Annotated in this window: 17 protein-coding genes; 11 read left to right on the plus strand and 6 right to left on the minus strand. The window is 61.5% G+C overall.

What is annotated here, in order from left to right; all coding sequences use genetic code 11:
• Positions 1–106: 106 nt before the first annotated feature.
• From DNK06_RS03390 to mdoH, 3 genes are all read left to right on the plus strand, one after another.
• Complete coding sequence (locus DNK06_RS03390) at positions 107–1,363, plus strand: acyltransferase family protein (protein WP_131178623.1); 1,257 nt, start codon at positions 107–109, stop codon at positions 1,361–1,363.
• A gap of 142 nt (positions 1,364–1,505) precedes the next feature.
• Entirely contained in the window at positions 1,506–3,050 is a 1,545-nt protein-coding gene (locus DNK06_RS03395) for a glucan biosynthesis protein G (protein WP_131178664.1), read from the plus strand.
• Positions 3,047–5,620, plus strand: a complete 2,574-nt coding sequence (mdoH, locus tag DNK06_RS03400) for a glucans biosynthesis glucosyltransferase MdoH (RefSeq protein ID WP_131178624.1) — start codon at positions 3,047–3,049, stop codon at positions 5,618–5,620. The genes DNK06_RS03395 and mdoH overlap by 4 nt, the downstream gene beginning before the upstream one ends.
• On the opposite strand, the gene DNK06_RS03405 is transcribed toward mdoH, so the two are convergent.
• From DNK06_RS03405 to DNK06_RS03415, 3 genes are all read right to left on the minus strand, one after another.
• Positions 5,613–6,404 (minus strand): hydroxypyruvate isomerase family protein, encoded by a 792-nt coding sequence (locus DNK06_RS03405; RefSeq protein WP_131178625.1) that lies wholly within the window; start codon positions 6,402–6,404, stop codon positions 5,613–5,615. The two genes, mdoH and DNK06_RS03405, sit on opposite strands and share 8 nt — an antisense overlap.
• 220 nt (positions 6,405–6,624) lie before the next feature.
• Positions 6,625–6,993 (minus strand): DUF5064 family protein, encoded by a 369-nt coding sequence (locus DNK06_RS03410; RefSeq protein WP_131178626.1) that lies wholly within the window; start codon positions 6,991–6,993, stop codon positions 6,625–6,627.
• Between the two features lie 205 nt (positions 6,994–7,198).
• A complete protein-coding gene (locus tag DNK06_RS03415) occupies positions 7,199–7,504 on the minus strand; it encodes a DUF2288 domain-containing protein (RefSeq protein WP_131178627.1) in 306 nt (101 codons plus the stop codon).
• Between the two features lie 293 nt (positions 7,505–7,797).
• Between DNK06_RS03415 and DNK06_RS03420 the strand changes: the two genes are divergently transcribed.
• From DNK06_RS03420 to DNK06_RS03440, 5 genes are all read left to right on the plus strand, one after another.
• Complete coding sequence (locus DNK06_RS03420) at positions 7,798–8,919, plus strand: branched-chain amino acid ABC transporter substrate-binding protein (protein WP_131178628.1); 1,122 nt, start codon at positions 7,798–7,800, stop codon at positions 8,917–8,919.
• 119 nt (positions 8,920–9,038) lie between these two features.
• Entirely contained in the window at positions 9,039–9,962 is a 924-nt protein-coding gene (gene livH / locus DNK06_RS03425) for a high-affinity branched-chain amino acid ABC transporter permease LivH (protein ID WP_070883222.1), read from the plus strand.
• Positions 9,959–11,218, plus strand: coding sequence for a high-affinity branched-chain amino acid ABC transporter permease LivM (locus DNK06_RS03430; protein ID WP_131178629.1), 1,260 nt, complete (start codon positions 9,959–9,961; stop codon positions 11,216–11,218). Before livH ends, DNK06_RS03430 begins: the two co-directional genes overlap by 4 nt.
• Positions 11,215–11,982, plus strand: a complete 768-nt coding sequence (gene livG, locus DNK06_RS03435; protein ID WP_131178630.1) for a high-affinity branched-chain amino acid ABC transporter ATP-binding protein LivG — start codon at positions 11,215–11,217, stop codon at positions 11,980–11,982. The genes DNK06_RS03430 and livG overlap by 4 nt, the downstream gene beginning before the upstream one ends.
• Positions 11,982–12,683 carry an ABC transporter ATP-binding protein gene (locus tag DNK06_RS03440; protein ID WP_131178631.1) on the plus strand — a complete coding sequence of 234 codons (702 nt, stop codon included), beginning with the start codon at positions 11,982–11,984 and terminating at the stop codon, positions 12,681–12,683. The genes livG and DNK06_RS03440 overlap by 1 nt, the downstream gene beginning before the upstream one ends.
• A 43-nt stretch (positions 12,684–12,726) precedes the next feature.
• Here the strand turns inward: DNK06_RS03440 and DNK06_RS03445 are convergent, their stop codons facing one another.
• Positions 12,727–12,957: a hypothetical protein gene (locus DNK06_RS03445; protein WP_131178632.1), complete on the minus strand. Its 231-nt coding sequence runs from the start codon at positions 12,955–12,957 to the stop codon at positions 12,727–12,729.
• 63 nt (positions 12,958–13,020) lie between these two features.
• On the opposite strand from DNK06_RS03445, the gene DNK06_RS03450 reads away from it, so the two are divergent.
• From DNK06_RS03450 to tsaA, 3 genes are all read left to right on the plus strand, one after another.
• Entirely contained in the window at positions 13,021–13,731 is a 711-nt protein-coding gene (locus DNK06_RS03450) for an rRNA pseudouridine synthase (RefSeq protein ID WP_131178633.1), read from the plus strand.
• A 195-nt stretch (positions 13,732–13,926) separates the two neighbouring features.
• Positions 13,927–14,388, plus strand: coding sequence for a YehS family protein (locus DNK06_RS03455; RefSeq protein WP_131178634.1), 462 nt, complete (start codon positions 13,927–13,929; stop codon positions 14,386–14,388).
• A gap of 6 nt (positions 14,389–14,394) precedes the next feature.
• Entirely contained in the window at positions 14,395–15,087 is a 693-nt protein-coding gene (gene tsaA, locus DNK06_RS03460) for a tRNA (N6-threonylcarbamoyladenosine(37)-N6)-methyltransferase TrmO (RefSeq protein WP_131178635.1), read from the plus strand.
• A gap of 293 nt (positions 15,088–15,380) precedes the next feature.
• Here the strand turns inward: tsaA and grxD are convergent, their stop codons facing one another.
• The gene (gene grxD / locus DNK06_RS03465; RefSeq protein WP_131178636.1) at positions 15,381–15,707 is read right to left on the minus strand and encodes a Grx4 family monothiol glutaredoxin; all 327 of its coding nucleotides are present in this window, start codon (positions 15,705–15,707) and stop codon (positions 15,381–15,383) included.
• A 112-nt stretch (positions 15,708–15,819) separates the two neighbouring features.
• Positions 15,820–17,928, minus strand: a complete 2,109-nt coding sequence (locus DNK06_RS03470; protein WP_131178637.1) for a molybdopterin oxidoreductase family protein — start codon at positions 17,926–17,928, stop codon at positions 15,820–15,822.
• Between the last annotated feature and the right edge of the window lie 20 nt (positions 17,929–17,948).

Below are 17,948 nucleotides of genomic sequence, written 5' to 3' on the forward strand. Positions count from 1 at the left end.
GATTGCCGCTGTCAGACGCAAACCCGGCATGCCGCAAGGCTGCGCAGCGAAGCTGTCTGCGCAGGCTGATCCGTGCCCGGAAGATGTCGATATAAGGAGAACGGGGATGACCCGAACCGACAAGGAACATTTCATCGGGCTCGAATGGCTGCGTTTCATACTCGGCCTGTACATCGTGGTCTTCCATACCCTGCACAACTACGCGGAACAGAAGCTGCCGATCATCAAGCAGCTCAGCGGCGTCGGCTTCTTCGCCACCAGCACCTTCTTCGTGCTGTCCGGTTTCCTGCTCGCTCACGTCTACTGCAAGCGCGGCGAACTGCGCGAGCCGGCGGTGAGTTTCTGGAGCCGGCGTTTCGCCAACCTCTACCCGCTGCACATCTTTTCGCTGCTGCTGACCATCACGGTCATCTTCATCATCAGCAACCTGGGCATCCCGCCGGACGAGACCAAAGCCACCATCCGTTTCGTGGTGTACGACACCAACGAAGACATGACCGGGATCTCGCGCACCACCCTCGAACACTTCATGGGCAACGGCGAACTGGCGCTCAATACCGTGCTGCAGTTGTTCATGCTGCAGGCCTGGAACCCGCTCTACCTGACCTTCAATCCGCCGCTATGGTCGATTTCCACGCTGTTCTTCTTCTATCTGACGTTTCCTTTCGTCGCTCCACGCCTGGCTCGCCTCAAGCACAAGGTGCTGTGGCTCGGCGTACTCACACTGATTTACATGATTCCGCCGGCCCTGGTGATCCTCAATGGCGATTACGGCATGCCCTTCACCGGCATGCTGCATCGCAACCCACTGATACGCCTGCCTGAATTTCTTGCCGGCATCCTCGCCTACGGCCTGTTCCGCGACATGCAGGACGCCGGCCGCACACCGGGCGCCGCCGGTATCGGGCTGATGATACTTACCGTGCTGACCTGCTTCCTTGGCGCCGCCTGGTTGGTCGAGGGCGAACAATACTGGTACTACCTGCTGCACAACGGCCTGCTGCTGCCGTCGCAAATGATGCTGATCTACCTGTGCGCGCTCGCCCCTTCGCCGACGAGCGAACCGGTACGACGCTGGTCACGGCGCCTGGGAGCGGCCTCGCTACCATTGTTCGTACTGCATGTACCCGCCTTCACGCTGTTCTCGCGTTCGGAGAAGATGCTCGGCGTGATCTCCAGCGAGTGCCTGGCCAACTGGACGCAGTGCGCGATCCAGGCCGGCGAACAGACCTTGTCGATCGCCTTCTACCCGCTGTTCCTGCTGCTCACCGTGATCCTCTGCGTCTGGGCCCAGGAGAACGCCGTGGTGCCAACGCGCAAACAGCTGCTCAAATGGCTGCCTGTGAGGCCTAGCACAGGCTGAGCGAAACGGGGGAAAATCACAGGAATCATCTGCAACGATAACGGTCGGAATGAGATGTTCGGCCGACCGTGCCGCTGTTTCTTACTGTTTTCTGGAGGGATCCGTGATCCTCAAAACCGTCAAGGCATCTGTCCGCCACAGCATGCTTCCAGCCGCACTGTGCCTGGCCTGCACCACTTCGCTGTTCAGTGCCCATGTGCTGGCCTTCTCGCTCGATGATGTGGCCTCGGAGGCCAAGGAATTGCTGGACAAGCCTTATGTCGCTCCAGCAGCCAACCTGCCTGCCGAACTGCGCAACCTGCAATTCGCCGATTACCAGAAGATCAAATCTCTCGAAGACAAGTACGAATGGGCCGACAGCAAGACCCCATTCAAGCTGAGCTTCTATCACCAGGGCATGCACTTCGACAGCCCGGTGAAGATCAACGAAGTGACCTCCACCAGCGTCAAGGAAATCAAGTACGACCCTGCGCGTTTCGATTTCGGCGACCTGAAGTTCGATCAGGAAGCCACCAAGGATATGGGCTACGCGGGCTTTCGCGTGATGTACCCGATCAACGCCAAGGATCAGTCCGACGAGATCATGAGCCTGCTCGGCGCCAGCTATTTCCGGGTAATCGGCAAGGATCAGGTCTACGGCCTGTCGGCTCGCGGCCTGGCCATCGACACCGCGCTGCCCAGCGGCGAGGAATTCCCCTATTTTCGCGAGTTCTGGATCGAGCGTCCCAAGCCCGAAGACAAGCATTTGGTGATCTTCGCACTGCTCGACTCGCCGCGCGCCACCGGCGCCTATCGTTTCATCCTGCGTCCCGGCAAGGACGCGGTGGTCGACGTACAGTCGCGAGTGTTCCTGCGTGACAACGTCAACAAACTGGGCATCGCCCCGCTCACCAGCATGTTCCTGTACGGCTCCAGCCAACGTTCGAGCAAACCCAACTACCGCCCTGCCCTGCACGATTCCAACGGCCTGGCGATCCATACCGGTAGCGACGAGCACATCTGGCGCCCGCTGAACAACCCGCAGAACCTCGCGGTGAGCACCTTCGAAGTGGAGAACCCGAAAGGTTTCGGCCTGCTCCAGCGTGGTCGCAACTTCGCTCAGTTCGAAGATCTGGAAGACCATTACGAGCAACGCCCAAGTGCCTGGATCGAACCCAGGGGCGAATGGGGCAAGGGCAAGGTCGAGCTGGTGGAAATCCCTACCCCGGATGAGACCAACGACAACATCGTCGCCTTCTGGACACCTGACGAGCAGCCCAAGCCGGGTGAACCGATGGAGTTCGATTACCGTATGCACTGGACCAAGGACGAACGTGCCCAACTCGGCAAGGACACTGCCTGGGTCAAGCAGACCATGCGCAGTGCCGGCGAAGTCAGACAATCCAACCTGACCCGCAAGCTCGATGGCAGCACCGCCCTGCTGGTGGACTTCGAAGGCCCGGCACTGGCCAAGCTCAAGCCCGATGCAGCGGTGACGTCCAACTTCAGCGTCAATGACAACGCCGAGCTGCTGGACAACAGCCTGCAGTACAACCCGGCGACCAAGGGCTGGCGCCTGACGCTACGCTTCCAGGTCAAGGATCCCAAGCAAGCGGTGGAAATGCGCGCGGCTCTGGTCGAGGGGGACAAGACCCTCAGCGAAACCTGGAGCTATCAACTCCCGCCCAATACGGTTAACGGCCAATGAAAACCAACGAGCCGTCCGCCCTGAGCGAGTACCTGGACAGCCTGCCTCTGAGTGCCAGCGAACGTGAAGAATTGGCCGACTGCCGCGACTTCACCGAACTGCACAGCCGCCTTGGTGGCGTGCAGGCGGCGAGTGCCGAAGAGGCCGTTCACAAGTCGGCTGCCCGGCGTATCGAGCTGGGCGCCGGAGAAGCACTGGAAGCCACCGGCCTGCTGTCGATGGACGCAGCCGGACGGCCCATCCTGCGGGCCGCTCCGCCTCTCAAACGCACCAAGATGACTCCCGAGCCATGGCGAACCAACCTGCTGGCCCGCGGTTTGCGTGCTTTATTTGGCAAGGCCAATCCCCCACGACCACCCAAACGCAAACTGGAGCCAGCACGCTGGCGCCGGGTCGGCTCGCTGCGTCGCTATGTATTGCTGCTGCTGATGCTGGGGCAAACCGCAGTCGCTACCTGGTACATGAACAGCATCCTGCCCTACCAGGGCTGGACACTGATCAACCTGCAGGAAGTCATGGAGCAAGGCTGGCAGGACAGCCTGCTGCAGGTTCTGCCCTATGTGGTGCAAGGCAGCATTCTGGCGCTGTTCTCGCTACTGTTCTGCTGGGTGTCAGCGGGTTTCTGGACGGCTCTGATGGGCTTCTGGGAGTTGCTGCGCGGCTATGACCGCTACGGTATTTCCGGCAGCAGCGCCGGTGACGAACCGATCGACGCCAAGGCTCGCACCGCGATCATCATGCCGATCTGCAACGAGGACGTGCCTCGGGTCTTCGCAGGCCTGCGCGCCACCTACGAATCCGTGGCCGCCTCCGGCGAGCTCGATCAGTTCGACTTCTTCGTCCTCAGCGATACCGGCGATGCCGACATCGCTGTGGCCGAACAGCGCGCGTGGCTGGAGCTATGCCAGGAGACCAAGGGTTTCGGCAATATCTTCTACCGCCGCCGTCGTCGCCGGGTGAAACGCAAGAGCGGCAACATCGACGACTTCTGCCGTCGCTGGGGTGGCGATTACCGCTACATGGTGGTGCTCGACGCCGACAGCGTGATGAGCGGCGAATGCCTGACCAAGCTGGTGCGGCTGATGGAAGCCAACCCACAAGCCGGCATCATCCAGACGTCGCCAAAAGCCGCCGGCATGAACACCCTGTATGCGCGCCTGCAGCAGTTCGCCACCCGCGCCTATGGCCCGCTGTTCACCGCCGGCCTGCACTACTGGCAGCTGGGCGAATCCCATTACTGGGGCCACAACGCGATCATCCGCATGCAGCCGTTCATCGAGCACTGCGCCCTGGCTCCGCTGCCAGGCAAAGGTTCGTTCGCCGGCGCCATCATGTCCCACGATTTCGTCGAAGCATCGCTGATGCGTCGGGCCGGCTGGGGTGTATGGATCGCCTACGACCTGCCGGGCAGCTATGAAGAGCTGCCGCCCAACCTGATCGACGAGTTGCAGCGCGACCGTCGCTGGTGCCACGGCAACCTGATGAACTTCCGCCTGTTTCTGGTCAAGGGCATGCACCCGGTACACCGCGCCGTATTCCTGACCGGAGTGATGTCCTACCTGTCGGCACCGCTGTGGTTCATGTTCCTGCTGCTGTCCACTGCCCTGCTGGCCATTCATACGTTGATGGAACCGCAGTACTTCCTAGTGCCCGGTCAGCTGTTCCCGGTATGGCCGAGGTGGAACCCGGAAAAAGCCATCGCGCTGTTTTCTACCACCCTGACCCTGCTGTTCCTGCCCAAGCTACTCGCCGTGATCCTCATCTGGATCAAGGACGCCAAAGCCTATGGCGGTGCCTTCAAGGCGACCCTGAGCATGCTGCTGGAGATGCTCTTCTCCGTGCTGCTGGCTCCGGTACGCATGCTGTTCCACACCCTGTTCGTAAGTGCCGCGTTCCTGGGTTGGTCCGCCACCTGGAATTCGCCGCAGCGTGACAACGGCGTCACCACCTGGGGCGACGCTGTGCGCCGCCATGGCTGGCAGACATTGCTGGGTGTGGTCTGGACGGCAGGCGTGGCCTGGCTCGATCCGAACTTCCTGTGGTGGCTGTCACCGATCGTGGTATCGCTGATGCTGTCGATTCCGGTGTCGGTGTTCTCCAGCCGACTCAGCCTGGGTCTGCGCAGCAAGAAGCGCAGCCTGTTCCTGATCCCCGAGGAATCCAACCCGCCTCAGGAACTGCTGTCCACCTATGCCTATACCCGGCATAACCGCGAACACGCCATGGAGAATGGTTTCCTCGAAGCCGTGCTGCGCCCCTTCCCCAACGCACTGGCGTGCGCCATGGCCACGGCCCGTCACGGTGAAGCACCGTTGATCGAGCAGGCGCGGCAGCGGGCCCTGCGCGAAGCCCTGGAAATGGGCCCGAAAAAGCTCGACGGCAAGAGCAAGCTGGCACTGCTCAGTGATCCGGTACTGCTTGCCCGCCTGCACGCGCAGCTTTGGCAAAAGGCCGAGCAGCACCCGCTGTGGCGCCATGCTTACAACCAGAGCCCCCCGCCGCAGGCGGATCAGGGCAACCTGGCGTTCAAGCTGCCTGAGGTCGGCGTCACCTCACCCCTGGTCAACTGACCGCAGGCGCCCGCCACGCGGTCATCCAGCCCAGGCTGGTACGAGTATCGTCTCCTTCGGGACGGTACTCGGCACCTAGCCAGCCCCGATAACCACTGTCACTCAACGCCTGCCACAAGGCAGCGAAATCGATATCGCCACTCCCCGGCGCACCGCGCCCCGGACAGTCGGCGAATTGCACATGACCGATGCGCCCGGCCAACGTTTTAACAGCCGCGACTGGATCGATCCCCTGCCGCGCCATGTGATAGATATCCAGCTGAACCTGGAAATTATCATGCCCGACCTGCGCCAGCAGCGTCTGTAGATGCTCCGGTGTGTTGACCAGAAAGCCCGGCATGTCGATGGGATTGATCGCCTCACTCACCACCCCGATCCCTAGTGTCTGAAACGCCTCGGCCGCCTTGTGGATGTTGTCCCTCAAGACAGCCAGCGCCTGCTCCGGCCCAGCGCCCTCTGGCAGCCGCCCGGGCAGAACGTTGATCAACTGCGGACGCACCATGGCGGCATAGGTCAGTGCATCCTGCAATGCCTGGTCGAATTCACGCTGGCGCGCGGGAACCGCCGCCAGCCCAGGCCCGCCGGTAAGGAAATCGCCACCCGGGAAATTCATCAGCACCAGCGGCATACCCGCCCGCGCCAATTCGTCTTTCAGGCGAAGCGCCGGCACTTCGTAGGGAAACTGGATTTCCACACCGTCAAAGCCCGCCGCAGCGGCGGCAACGATACGCTCGAGCAATGGCCGCTCGGTGAACAGCATCGTCAGGTTGGCGGATATCTTCATGCATGACCTCAGACTGGCGCCGACCAATGGAGCAACCGGACGCTCGAAGTGGTTGAACGTACTCACCACCCAACGGCGGTGTCTGCGCCATTGCTCGTGGCGCATAGCTTTGCCCATGGGCCGCGCTGCGGCAGGTTGGAACCTACAGCGCAGCCTATTGGTGCTTTCAGAGCTGTTTTTAATGCCACAGGGCTGACACGCTGCAGACCGTGACAGGTGCTTACAGACCATCCTTCTCCAGATGATCGAGGTCGACCGGATCGCCACTGTGGGCCCCCAGGCGCTGACGGATATCCTCGAACATCTGATCGAACTCTTCATGCTCGTGACTGATCAGCACCACGCTGGTCGGCAGACCATGCTTGTGGGCCAATCGGCTTACCACGCTGGCGAAATTGAACGCGGTATCACGGTGCAGTTCGAACGACTCGTCGAACGCCGCACCTGCGATTTCGCCCTTGAGGGTCATGTGCAACATCGCCCCTTCGGCCGCATCCTGACGCACGTCGTAATGCAGGTCGATGGCATAGATGGGGATATCCCCGGTCGCCACGCTGTTGCCGCGAAATAAATGGCCGGGCTCGAACATATGCAGGCTCCTGCGCTGAAGGGGTTACCGGAACATCGATTACGTTCCAGGCTCCTGAGCATAGACACCAGGGTTCAGCGATGATGCCAGACAGTCGATGCACAAAAATAGCGCAATTTACGCACCAAAAAGAACCACGACTATTATCTGCAACCTCTGGAAATGCCCATTCCAGAGCGGCTAAAACGGGTGTTCGAAACCAGCGCTACTTTTCGGCGCGCTCCTGCACCAGAACCCAGGGGGCGACCACCACGGCCCAGAGCGACGGATCACGCGCCAGCAGATCCTCGGCGTGAGCATCGCTCAATACCGCGACCCGTCCCGAATCCAGCCAGGCGGCAACCGTTTCTCGATGGTTCTCGGCAACCGCCTCGGCGACCGCGATCAGATCTTCGTCACTGTCGACCCAGAGCAGCGAGCCCCGGGCGAAAAACGGTTGCAGCTCCTGCCAGCGGATGGGGGCGGTTTCGCCGAGCAATTTGGCATAGAGGGTGCTTGGTTGTTCGTTCATGGCAGGTTCCATCGTGAAGGGCCGTTTTTTCGACGGCCGCCATGATAACGGTGGGTGGCGAGCAGACAAACCGTGTCAACCATCCGTCAGTCAGGAATCCGCCGTTTTTCTATACATTCCTTGCAATTACGCGACATTCCTACCCTTCGCCCTCGACTGCCGACTTTCCAAGGCGCAAATCAGCGCTCTACACTGTATCGGTACAGTTGCCGGGAGTATGGCCGGAAAGTCGACTCCGGTTCTGTTGCCTTGGCTACCAGAACTACAACAATGAACACAACGAGTGGAGCACTATGAACAACGCTACTAAGCAGATTTCCAAGCTGTTCGCCGCTATGGCCCTGGCTGGCGCTGCCAGCTACTCGGTCGCCGCCGACAACATCAAGATCGCCATGGCTGGCCCGGTGACCGGTGCTGTTGCCCAGTACGGCGAGATGCAGTTCATCGGTGCCAAGATGGCCATCGAACAGATCAACAAAGCCGGTGGTGTGAACGGTGCTCAACTCCAGGGCGTGGTCTATGACGACGCATGCGATCCCAAGCAAGCCGTGGCCGTTGCCAACAAGATCGTCAACGATGGCGTCAAGTTCGTCGTTGGCCACCTGTGCTCCAGCTCCACCCAGCCAGCTTCGGACATCTACGAAGACGAAGGCATCTTGATGATCACCGCGGCCGCTACCAGCCCGGAAATCACCGCCCGTGGCTACGAGCTGATCTTCCGCACTATCGGCCTGGACAGCCTGCAAGGCCCGACCGCCGGCAACTTCATCGCGGATAACATCAAGCCGAAGAACGTCGCCGTCATCCATGACAAGCAGCAGTACGGCGAAGGCATTGCCAGCGCGGTCAAGCAGACCCTGGAATCCAAAGGCGTGAAAGTCGGCCTGTTCGAAGGTATCAACGCCGGCGACAAGGACTTCTCCTCGCTGATCGCCAAGCTCAAGCAACAAGGCGTGGACTTCGTCTACTACGGCGGCTACCACCCAGAGCTGGGCCTGCTGCTGCGTCAGTCCAAGGAAAAAGGCCTGGACGTTCGCTTCATGGGCCCTGAAGGCGTCGGCAACAAGGAAATCTCGGCCATCGCCGGCCCGGCTTCCGAAGGCATGCTGGTGACCCTGCCGCAATCCTTCGACCAGGATCCGAAGAACAAGGCGCTGGTTGACGCGTTCAAGGCCAAGAACGAAGACTCTAGCGGCCCGTTCGTGTTCCCGGCCTACGCTGCCGTTCAGGTCATCGCCGAAGGCATCGAAAAAGCCGGTAGCACCGATACTGCCGAAGTAGCGGCCGCACTGCGCGCCAATACCTTCGACACCCCGACCGGCACCCTCGGCTTCGACGAGAAGGGTGACCTGAAGGACTTCAACTTCGTGGTTTACGAATGGCACCAGGACGGTAGCAAGTCCGAAGCCAAGTAAGTCCCCCCCGCCTGAACCCAAAGCCCACTGCACACGCAGTGGGCTTTGTTTATTGAAAGAATTCCGGTTTCGCGCTGCGCCACAAGCGCTGCCGTGCGCGACGACCCAGGAGTTAGGCAATGCCTGATCTTTACCACTACCTGCAACAACTGCTCAACGGTCTTACCGTCGGCAGTACCTATGCCCTGATCGCCATCGGCTACACGATGGTCTACGGCATCATCGGCATGATCAACTTCGCCCACGGCGAGGTGTACATGATCGGTTCCTACGTCGCCTTCATCGCCATCACCCTACTGGCCATGATGGGGCTCGACAGCCTGCCGCTGATCATGATCTGCGCCTTCGCGGCGAGCATCATCGTCACCAGTGCTTTCGGTTACAGCATCGAACGGGTCGCCTACAGGCCGCTACGCGGCGGTAACCGGCTGATCCCGCTGATTTCCGCGATCGGCATGTCGATTTTCCTGCAGAACGCCGTGATGCTTTCCCAGGACTCCAAGGACAAGGCCATCACCAATCCGCTGCCCGGCAATTTCGTGTTCGGCGAAAGCGCCATGAATGGCGTGGTGATTTCCTACATGCAAGTGCTGATCTTCGTGGTCACCTTCCTGACCATGATCGGCCTCACCCTGTTCATCTCCCGCTCTCGCCTGGGCCGCGCCTGCCGCGCCTGCGCCGAGGATCTGAAGATGGCCAACCTGCTCGGCATCAACACCAACAACATCATCGCCCTGACCTTCGTCATCGGTGCCGCGCTGGCCGCCGTCGCTGCCGTGCTGCTGGGCATGCAATACGGTGTGATCAACCCGCACCTGGGCTTCCTCGCCGGCATCAAGGCATTCACCGCCGCGGTACTCGGTGGTATCGGCAGCATCCCTGGCGCGGTACTGGGCGGCCTGGTACTGGGCGTGGCCGAAGCATTCGGTGCCGATATCTTCGGTGACCAGTACAAGGACGTCGTCGCTTTCAGCCTGCTGGTGCTGGTGTTGCTGTTCCGTCCGACCGGTATCCTCGGCCGTCCGGAGGTTGAAAAGGTATGAGCAAGAACCTCAAGACCGCTCTGTTCAGCAGCATCCTTCTGCTGCTGATCTCCTACCCGATCCTCGGCCTCAAGCTCAGCGTCGTCGGCATCAGCCTGCAGGTGCATGGCGCCAGCGCCAAGACCCTGTGGACGATCGGCATCGCCGCGGCGCTGCTGTTCGCCTGGCACCTGGTGCTACGTGATCGCCTGCTCGGCGGTGACAAACTCAAGGGTGTGCTGCCAAGCATGCCATCGAGCCTGAAGGGCACCCTGACCCTGCCCAGCGTACAGCGCTGGTTCATGCTGGCGCTGTTCGTCGTGGCATTGGCCTGGCCGTTCTTCGGCTCCCGCGCGGCGGTGGACATCGCCACCCTGATCCTGATCTACGTGATGCTGGGTATCGGCCTGAACATCGTGGTCGGCCTCGCCGGTCTGCTCGACCTGGGTTACGTCGGCTTCTACGCGGTAGGTGCTTACACCTATGCGCTGCTCGCCGAGTACGCCGGCTTCGGCTTCTGGACGGCGCTACCGATCGCCGGCCTGATGGCCGCGACCTTTGGCTGTTTGCTGGGTTTCCCGGTACTCAGGCTACGCGGTGACTATCTGGCCATCGTGACCCTGGGCTTCGGCGAGATCATCCGCATCATGCTGCGTAACCTCACCAGCATCACCGGTGGCCCGAACGGCATCAGCTCGATTCCCAAGCCGGAACTGTTCGGTCTGTCGCTGGATCGCCGCGCCCCGGATGGCGGGCAGACCCTGCACGACTTCCTCGGCATCGCCTACAACTCCACCTACAAGGTGATCTTCCTTTACCTGATCGCCCTGTTGCTGGTGCTGCTGGCCATCTTCGTGATCAACCGCCTGATGCGCATGCCGATCGGCCGCGCCTGGGAAGCCTTGCGCGAAGACGAGATCGCCTGCCGTGCCCTGGGCCTGAACCCGACCACGGTCAAGCTCTCGGCCTTCACCATTGGTGCCAGCTTCGCCGGTTTCGCCGGTAGCTTCTTCGCCGCCCGCCAGGGGCTGGTGACGCCGGAGTCGTTCACCTTCATCGAGTCGGCGATGATCCTCGCCATCGTCGTGCTGGGTGGCATGGGTTCGCAGCTGGGCATCATATTCGCTGCCATCGTGATGACCCTGCTGCAGGAAATGCGCGACTTCAACGAGTACCGCATGCTGATATTCGGTCTGACCATGATCGTGATGATGATCTGGCGTCCGCAGGGGCTGATGCCCATGCAGCGCCCCCACCTGGAGTTGAAACAACGATGAGCCGCCCGATTTTAGAAGTGAGCGGCCTGTCCATGCGTTTTGGCGGCCTGCTGGCCGTCAACGGGGTCAGCCTCACGGTCAATGAAAAACAGGTTGTGTCGATGATCGGCCCGAACGGCGCCGGCAAGACCACGGTGTTCAACTGCCTGACCGGCTTCTACAAGCCGACCTCGGGCAGCATCCGCCTCAACGGTGAGCAGATCGAAGGCCTGCCGGGCCACAAGATCGCTCGCAAGGGCGTGGTGCGTACTTTCCAGAACGTTCGCCTGTTCAAGGAAATGACCGCTGTGGAGAACCTGCTGGTCGCCCAGCATCGCCACATCAACACCAACTTCCTCTCCGGTCTGTTCAAGACTCCGGCGTTTCGCCGCAGCGAACGCGAGGCCATGGATTACGCGGCGCATTGGCTGGAACAGGTCAACCTGACCGAATTCGCCAACCGCACCGCCGGCACCCTGGCCTACGGTCAGCAACGCCGACTGGAGATCGCCCGCTGCATGATGACCCGGCCGAGCATCCTCATGCTCGACGAGCCGGCGGCCGGCCTAAACCCGCGGGAAACCGATGACCTGAAAGCCCTGATCAGCATGCTGCGTGACGAGCACAACGTCACCGTGCTGCTGATCGAGCACGACATGAAGCTGGTCATGAGCATTTCCGACCACATCTTCGTGATCAACCAGGGCACGCCCCTGGCCGACGGCTCGCCGGAGCAGATCCGCGACAATCCGGACGTGATCAAAGCCTACCTGGGGGAAGCGTAATGCTGTACTTCGACAACGTTTCCACCTTCTACGGCAAGATCCAGGCGCTGCATGGCGTCAGCGTGGAAGTGCGCCAGGGCGAGATCGTCACCCTGATCGGCGCCAACGGCGCCGGCAAATCCACCCTGCTGATGACCCTTTGCGGCAACCCGCAGGCGGCCAGCGGCAGCATCCGTTATCAGGGTGAAGAGCTGGTCGGCATGGAAACCCCGCTGATCATGCGCAAGAGCATCGCCGTGGTGCCGGAAGGCCGCCGCGTGTTCGCTCGCCTGACCGTCGAGGAAAACCTCGCCATGGGCGGCTTCTTCGGCAGCAAGGCGGACAATCAGGAGCAACTGGACAAGGTGCTGCATCTGTTCCCGCGCCTGAAGGAACGCCTGGTGCAGCGTGCCGGCACCATGTCCGGCGGCGAACAGCAGATGCTCGCCATCGGCCGTGCGCTGATGAGCAAGCCCAAGCTGCTACTACTCGACGAGCCGTCTCTGGGTCTGGCGCCGATCATCATCCAGCAGATCTTCGACATCATCGAACAGCTGCGCAAGGACGGTGTGACCGTGTTCCTGGTCGAGCAGAACGCCAACCAGGCGCTCAAGCTGGCCGACCGCGGCTACGTGCTGGAGAACGGCCGGATCGTCATGCAGGGCAGCGGTCATGACCTGCTCAACGATCCCAAGGTGCGTGACGCCTACCTGGGCGGCTGACAGGCTATCGAAACGACCGTTTTCGAAATCCTGCCGACCCCAATCAACCTGCGGCCGCAATGGCCGCAGGTGCAGATTTAGCCTGAACGATGCCAACTGCGCTCCAGTCCCAATACTGAACGGACAAAACAGGAGTCGCTCCCATGCTGAAGTTCCTCGGCAGCACCATCGGCATCATCTTCATCATCGGCCTGCTGGTCGTGATCGGCATCTTCTCGCTGATTTTCTGATCGGCAGCACCTGCAGGCCGGGCGCCCTGCCCGGCTTTCTTCATGCCGCGCGCATCGTGGGCCTCACGGCGGTACAATGGGCATCACTTCGCTGACGATGTCCTGCCATGACCGAACCCCTACGCCTCTCCAAACGCCTGATCGAACTGACCGGCTGTTCACGCCGTGAGGCCGAACTGTATATCGAGGGCGGCTGGGTCACTGTCGACGGCGAAATCGTCGATGAGCCCCAGCGCAAGGTGCAGGACGAAACGGTCGTACTGCTCCCGGATGCCGTGGCGCAACCTCAGGAACCGGTCACCCTGCTGCTGAATGTGCCCAGCGGGCGTTTCCCGGAACGGGCGGCCGAAGAAGTGACCCCGGACAAGCGCTGGCCCGAGGATCGCTCCGAACTACGAACAGTCAAAGGCCATTTCGACCGGTTGACCCCGTGCATTCCCCTGCAAGCAGGCGCCGATGGCCTGCATGTACTGACTCAGGATTGGCGTATCGAACGCAAGCTCAAAGAGGATCTGAGCAAGCTGGAGCAGGAATATGTGGTCGAAGTCAGCGGTGAGTTGTCCGAGCGCGATCTCAAACGCCTCAACCATGGCTTGGTTTTCAACGGCACCGCGTTGCCGCCCTGCAAAGTCAGTTGGCAGAACGAAACCCGCCTACGCTTTGCCCTGAAGAACCCATTACCGGGTCAGTTGGTGTTCATGTGCAACAGCGTTGGCCTCAAGGTGCTGGGCATGAAGCGCATCCGTATCGGCGGCGTGCCGATGTCCAAGGTGCAGCCCGGGCAGTGGCGGTATCTGGGCGCCAAAGAACGTTTCTAAGAACCTGCCAAAGCCAGCTGCGCGTCGGCACTGCGGCGTTAAAACAGGCTCGGAATGCTCATTTACAACAGTAAACTGCGCTTCCTCGCCTGTTTTGCCTTGCATTACTCTAGCTCGCAAGGCTTTGAACAGGTTCTAACAGCCCATTCTTCCGGCCTCGCCCTCTGGCGTGGGCCTCTTCAACCAGGAATTTTCATGCTCAATAATGATGTGCTGCGCAGCCTGCGCTATATGCTCGATGTCAGCGATGCACAACTGGCCGAGATCGTTCAGCTAGGCGGCAAAACGGTGACCGCGGAAGAGATCACGGCGGTACTGAAGAAGGATGACGAGCCGGGTTATCAGGATTGCAGCGACGAGCTGCTGGCCCATGCCCTGGACGGCCTGGTGTACTTCAAGCGCGGCAAGGATGACAGTCGCCCGGCACCGGCCTTGGAACTGCCGGTTACCAACAATCAGGTGCTGAAGAAGCTGCGGGTGGCCTTCGAGCTGAAGGAGGACGATGTGCACGCCATCATGCGCAGTGTCGACTTCCCCGTGTCGAAACCGGAAATGAGCGCGCTGTTTCGCAAGCAAGGCACCAGTAACTACCGGGCCTGCGGCGATCAGTTCCTGCGTAACTTCCTCAAGGGCCTGACCCAGCGCCTGCGTGACTGATACCCCATGAGCTATCAGGTTTCGCCCATCGGCTATGTGCGCTCCTGCTTCAAGGAGAAGTTCGCCATTCCGCGCCAGCCACAACTGGCGCCCGCCGCGCGTGGCGTGCTCGAGCTGTGCGCGCCGTTCGATCAGGGCGATGCGCTGCAGGGTCTGGAAGAGGTCAGCCATGTCTGGCTGCTGTTTCTTTTTCACCAGGCCCTGGAAGACAAGCCCAGACTCAAGGTTCGTCCACCACGCCTGGGCGGCAACCGCGCCATAGGCGTATTCGCGACCCGGGCGACCCATCGTCCCAATGGCATCGGCCAATCGGTGGTACGCCTCGATCGCGTCGAAAGCGGGCGCTTGTGGCTGTCGGGTATCGACCTGCTCGACGGCACCCCGGTGCTCGACATCAAACCCTACGTGCCCTACGCGGACAGCGTGCCCGACGCCCATAACCATATCGCTGCGCAGGCTCCCGTCAGGATCGAGGTGCAGTGGCAGGACAGCGCACTGGCTCAGGCCCGCGAACACGGCCTGCGCCTGAACGAGCCCCTGGTCGAGCTGATCGAACAGTGCCTCGCCCAGGATCCACGCCCGGCCTACCAGCAACCGCAGCCGGAGCGCCGCTACGGCGTACGTCTGTGGGATGTCGACGTACATTGGCACTATCCACAGCCTGGCTGCATTCGAGTGCTGGATGTAACGCCGCCCTAGGCTGATCGATTGGCGCTTTGGCATCAGCCGCTTCTGCATAATGCACAAGCCAAGGCGAAAGCAGCCGTAGGGTGGATGACGCTTTTTTCATCCACCATTGCGATCGCGTGGTGGTGGACGGATCGGGCCGCGTAGGTGAAGCGTCAGCTACGCGCCCCGATCCACCCTACGAATGCCCACTACCGCCACGGCCCTGACGTTGTGCCGAAGAGCCACAAGTTCCAAAGCACCTTTCCTGCAGACGAAAAAAATCCGCAGCCATCGCTGGCTGCGGATTCGGAGTCGTCAGACGATCAGGCGCCGGCTTTCTGCACGGCTTCCTTGATCAGGGTCTGCAGTTCGCCCTTTTCGTACATCTCACTGATGATGTCGCTGCCGCCGACCAGCTCACCGCCCACCCACAACTGCGGGAAGGTCGGCCAGTTGGCATATTTGGGCAGGTTGGTGCGAATTTCCGGATTCTGCAGGATGTCGACGTAGGCGAACTTTTCGCCACAGCCCATCAGAGCCTGTGCAGCGCGAGCGGAGAAGCCGCACTGTGGCGCATTCGGAGCGCCTTTCATGTACAGCAGAACGGTGTTGCTGGCGATCTGCTCTTTGATCGTTTCGATGATTTCCATGGGGGCACCTCAGAACTGGACTATCCGACTCACGGGTCGATACGGTGCGCGCATTGTAACCAAAAGCCGAGCGCAATGCTCGGCCATGCTGCATATGCATGCCAGGTAGTGGTCAGGCAGCAACCACCTGCACCGGAACCCCATTGAGCACCGCATTGCCCGACAGACGATCCAGCAGACGCTCATCCGTCAGGTCGTTGGCGCTGGCACCGGGCGTCGCACTGGCGATACTCATCTGCACCCCCGGCCGCCCATGTCCCCAGCCATGTGGCAGGCTGACCACACCCGGCATCATCTCGGCACTGGCGAGCACCTCGACCTCCACTACGCCGATCCGTGAACGAACGCTGACGCGCTGACCATCACTGAGCCCACGCTGCTGCATGTCCTGCGGGTTCATCAACAGCTGATGGCGCGGCTTGCCCTTCACCAGCCGGTGATAGTTGTGCATCCAGGAGTTGTTGCTGCGCACGTGGCGGCGGCCGATCAGCAGCAGTTGCCCGGGATCGACGGCGGGGTACGCGGCGAACCGCTGCACATCGCCCAGCAACAGCGTTGGTGCGGCCTGCACCTGGCCATCGGCGGTTTTCAGGCGCGCCGCCAGGTTCGGGTCGAGCGGCCCGAGATCCAGGCCATGGGGATGCTGCCGCAGGCTCTGTAGCGAGAGCTTGAGCGGCGTCCCATCGCCGTAAGCACCGAAACGCAGCCCCAGGTCGATCATCTGCTGTGGCGTCTGCGTGGGTTTCAGCACCGCACCGGTCTGCGCTGCAAAGGCCTTGGCCAGACCGATGAAAATCTCCCAGTCGTCCAGCGCTCCCTCCGGCTTGGGCAGTACCGCCTCGTTGAAGCGGGTGACGTTGCGCACCGCGAACAGGTTGAACGTGGTGTCGTAATGGTCATGCTCCAGCGGCGCAGTGGATGGCAGGATCAGGTCGGCATGGCGGGTGGTTTCGTTGATGTACAGATCCACGCTGAGCATGAAATCCAGGCCTTCGAGCCCCTGCTCCAGCTGACGCCCGTTGGGCGTCGACAGTACCGGATTGCCCGCCACGGTAATCAGCGCGCGCACCTGCCCGTCCCCAGCGGTGAGCATTTCCTCGGCCAGCGCACTCACCGGCAGTTCACCGCCGTACTCGGGTAGCCCGGAAACCCTGCTCTGCCAGCGATCGAAATGCCCCCCGGACGTCGTCCCCACCAGATCCACCGCTGGCTCGGTGCACAGTGCCCCGCCGACTCGGTCGAGATTGCCGGTCACTAGGTTGATCACCTGTATCAGCCACTGGCACAGCGTGCCGAATGCCTGAGTGGATACGCCCATGCGGCCATAGCAGACCGCTCGATCCGCGGCGGCGAAATCGCGCGCCAACTGGCGTATCGCCGACGCCGGTACGCCGCAGCGCGGGGCCATGAGTTCGGCGGTAAACGGCAGCACGGTTCGCTGCACCTCATCCAGGCCAGCGATTGGCAGATGGCTGGCTCGGCCCAGCCCTTCCTCGAACAGGGTGCTGAGCATTGCCAGCAGCAACGCGGCGTCCTGCCCTGGGCGAATGAACAGATGCTGATCGGCAGTCGCGGCGGTCTCGCTGCGCCGCGGGTCGATCACCACCAGACGGCCGCCACGCGCCTGGATCGCCTTGAGGCGCTTTTCCACGTCGGGCACGGTCATGATGCTGCCGTTGGACGCCAGCGGATTGCCACCGAGGATCAGCATGAAGTCGGTGTGATCGATATCGGGAACGGGGATCAGCAAGCCATGGCCGTACATCAGGTGGCTGGTCAGATGGTGGGGCAACTGATCCACCGAGGTGGCAGAGTAGCGATTGCGCGTCTTGAGCAGGCCGAGAAAGTAGTTGCTGTGGGTCATCAGTCCATAATTGTGCACGCTGGGGTTGCCCTGATAGACCGCTACCGCATTCTGCCCATGCCCGGCCTGAACCGCGGCCAGACGCTCTGCCGCCAGCTTGAAGGCTTCATCCCAGCCGATCACCTCCCAGCGCTCGCCAATACGGCGCATCGGCTGGCGCAGGCGATCCGGGTCGTTCTGGATGTCCTGCAATGCCACGGCCTTGGGGCAGATATGGCCGCGACTGAAAGGGTCATCGCGGTCACCCTTGATGGAGCGCACATGAGGCTGACCGCCAGTATCGCTCTCGATTTCCAGCGTCAGGCCGCAGATGGCCTCGCACAGATGGCACGCACGGTGATGGAGGGTCGTGGTCATGGCCAGCCTCGTCTTCTTGT

The sequence above is a fragment of the Phytopseudomonas daroniae genome (assembly GCF_004327285.1).
GTDB lineage: Bacteria > Pseudomonadota > Gammaproteobacteria > Pseudomonadales > Pseudomonadaceae > Aquipseudomonas > Aquipseudomonas daroniae.

Bases quoted from the DNA above. Each gene is read 5' to 3' on its own strand.
- DNK06_RS03390 (WP_131178623.1), top strand. From the start codon at position 107: ATGACCCGAACCGACAAGGAACATTTCATCGGGCTCGAATGGCTGCGT.
- DNK06_RS03395 (WP_131178664.1), top strand. From the start codon at position 1,506: ATGCTTCCAGCCGCACTGTGCCTGGCCTGCACCACTTCGCTGTTCAGT.
- mdoH (WP_131178624.1), top strand. From the start codon at position 3,047: ATGAAAACCAACGAGCCGTCCGCCCTGAGCGAGTACCTGGACAGCCTG.
- DNK06_RS03405 (WP_131178625.1), bottom strand. From the start codon at position 6,404: ATGAAGATATCCGCCAACCTGACGATGCTGTTCACCGAGCGGCCATTG.
- DNK06_RS03410 (WP_131178626.1), bottom strand. From the start codon at position 6,993: ATGTTCGAGCCCGGCCATTTATTTCGCGGCAACAGCGTGGCGACCGGG.
- DNK06_RS03415 (WP_131178627.1), bottom strand. From the start codon at position 7,504: ATGAACGAACAACCAAGCACCCTCTATGCCAAATTGCTCGGCGAAACC.
- DNK06_RS03420 (WP_131178628.1), top strand. From the start codon at position 7,798: ATGAACAACGCTACTAAGCAGATTTCCAAGCTGTTCGCCGCTATGGCC.
- livH (WP_070883222.1), top strand. From the start codon at position 9,039: ATGCCTGATCTTTACCACTACCTGCAACAACTGCTCAACGGTCTTACC.
- DNK06_RS03430 (WP_131178629.1), top strand. From the start codon at position 9,959: ATGAGCAAGAACCTCAAGACCGCTCTGTTCAGCAGCATCCTTCTGCTG.
- livG (WP_131178630.1), top strand. From the start codon at position 11,215: ATGAGCCGCCCGATTTTAGAAGTGAGCGGCCTGTCCATGCGTTTTGGC.
- DNK06_RS03440 (WP_131178631.1), top strand. From the start codon at position 11,982: ATGCTGTACTTCGACAACGTTTCCACCTTCTACGGCAAGATCCAGGCG.
- DNK06_RS03445 (WP_131178632.1), bottom strand. From the start codon at position 12,957: ATGAAGAAAGCCGGGCAGGGCGCCCGGCCTGCAGGTGCTGCCGATCAG.
- DNK06_RS03450 (WP_131178633.1), top strand. From the start codon at position 13,021: ATGACCGAACCCCTACGCCTCTCCAAACGCCTGATCGAACTGACCGGC.
- DNK06_RS03455 (WP_131178634.1), top strand. From the start codon at position 13,927: ATGCTCAATAATGATGTGCTGCGCAGCCTGCGCTATATGCTCGATGTC.
- tsaA (WP_131178635.1), top strand. From the start codon at position 14,395: ATGAGCTATCAGGTTTCGCCCATCGGCTATGTGCGCTCCTGCTTCAAG.
- grxD (WP_131178636.1), bottom strand. From the start codon at position 15,707: ATGGAAATCATCGAAACGATCAAAGAGCAGATCGCCAGCAACACCGTT.
- DNK06_RS03470 (WP_131178637.1), bottom strand. From the start codon at position 17,928: ATGACCACGACCCTCCATCACCGTGCGTGCCATCTGTGCGAGGCCATC.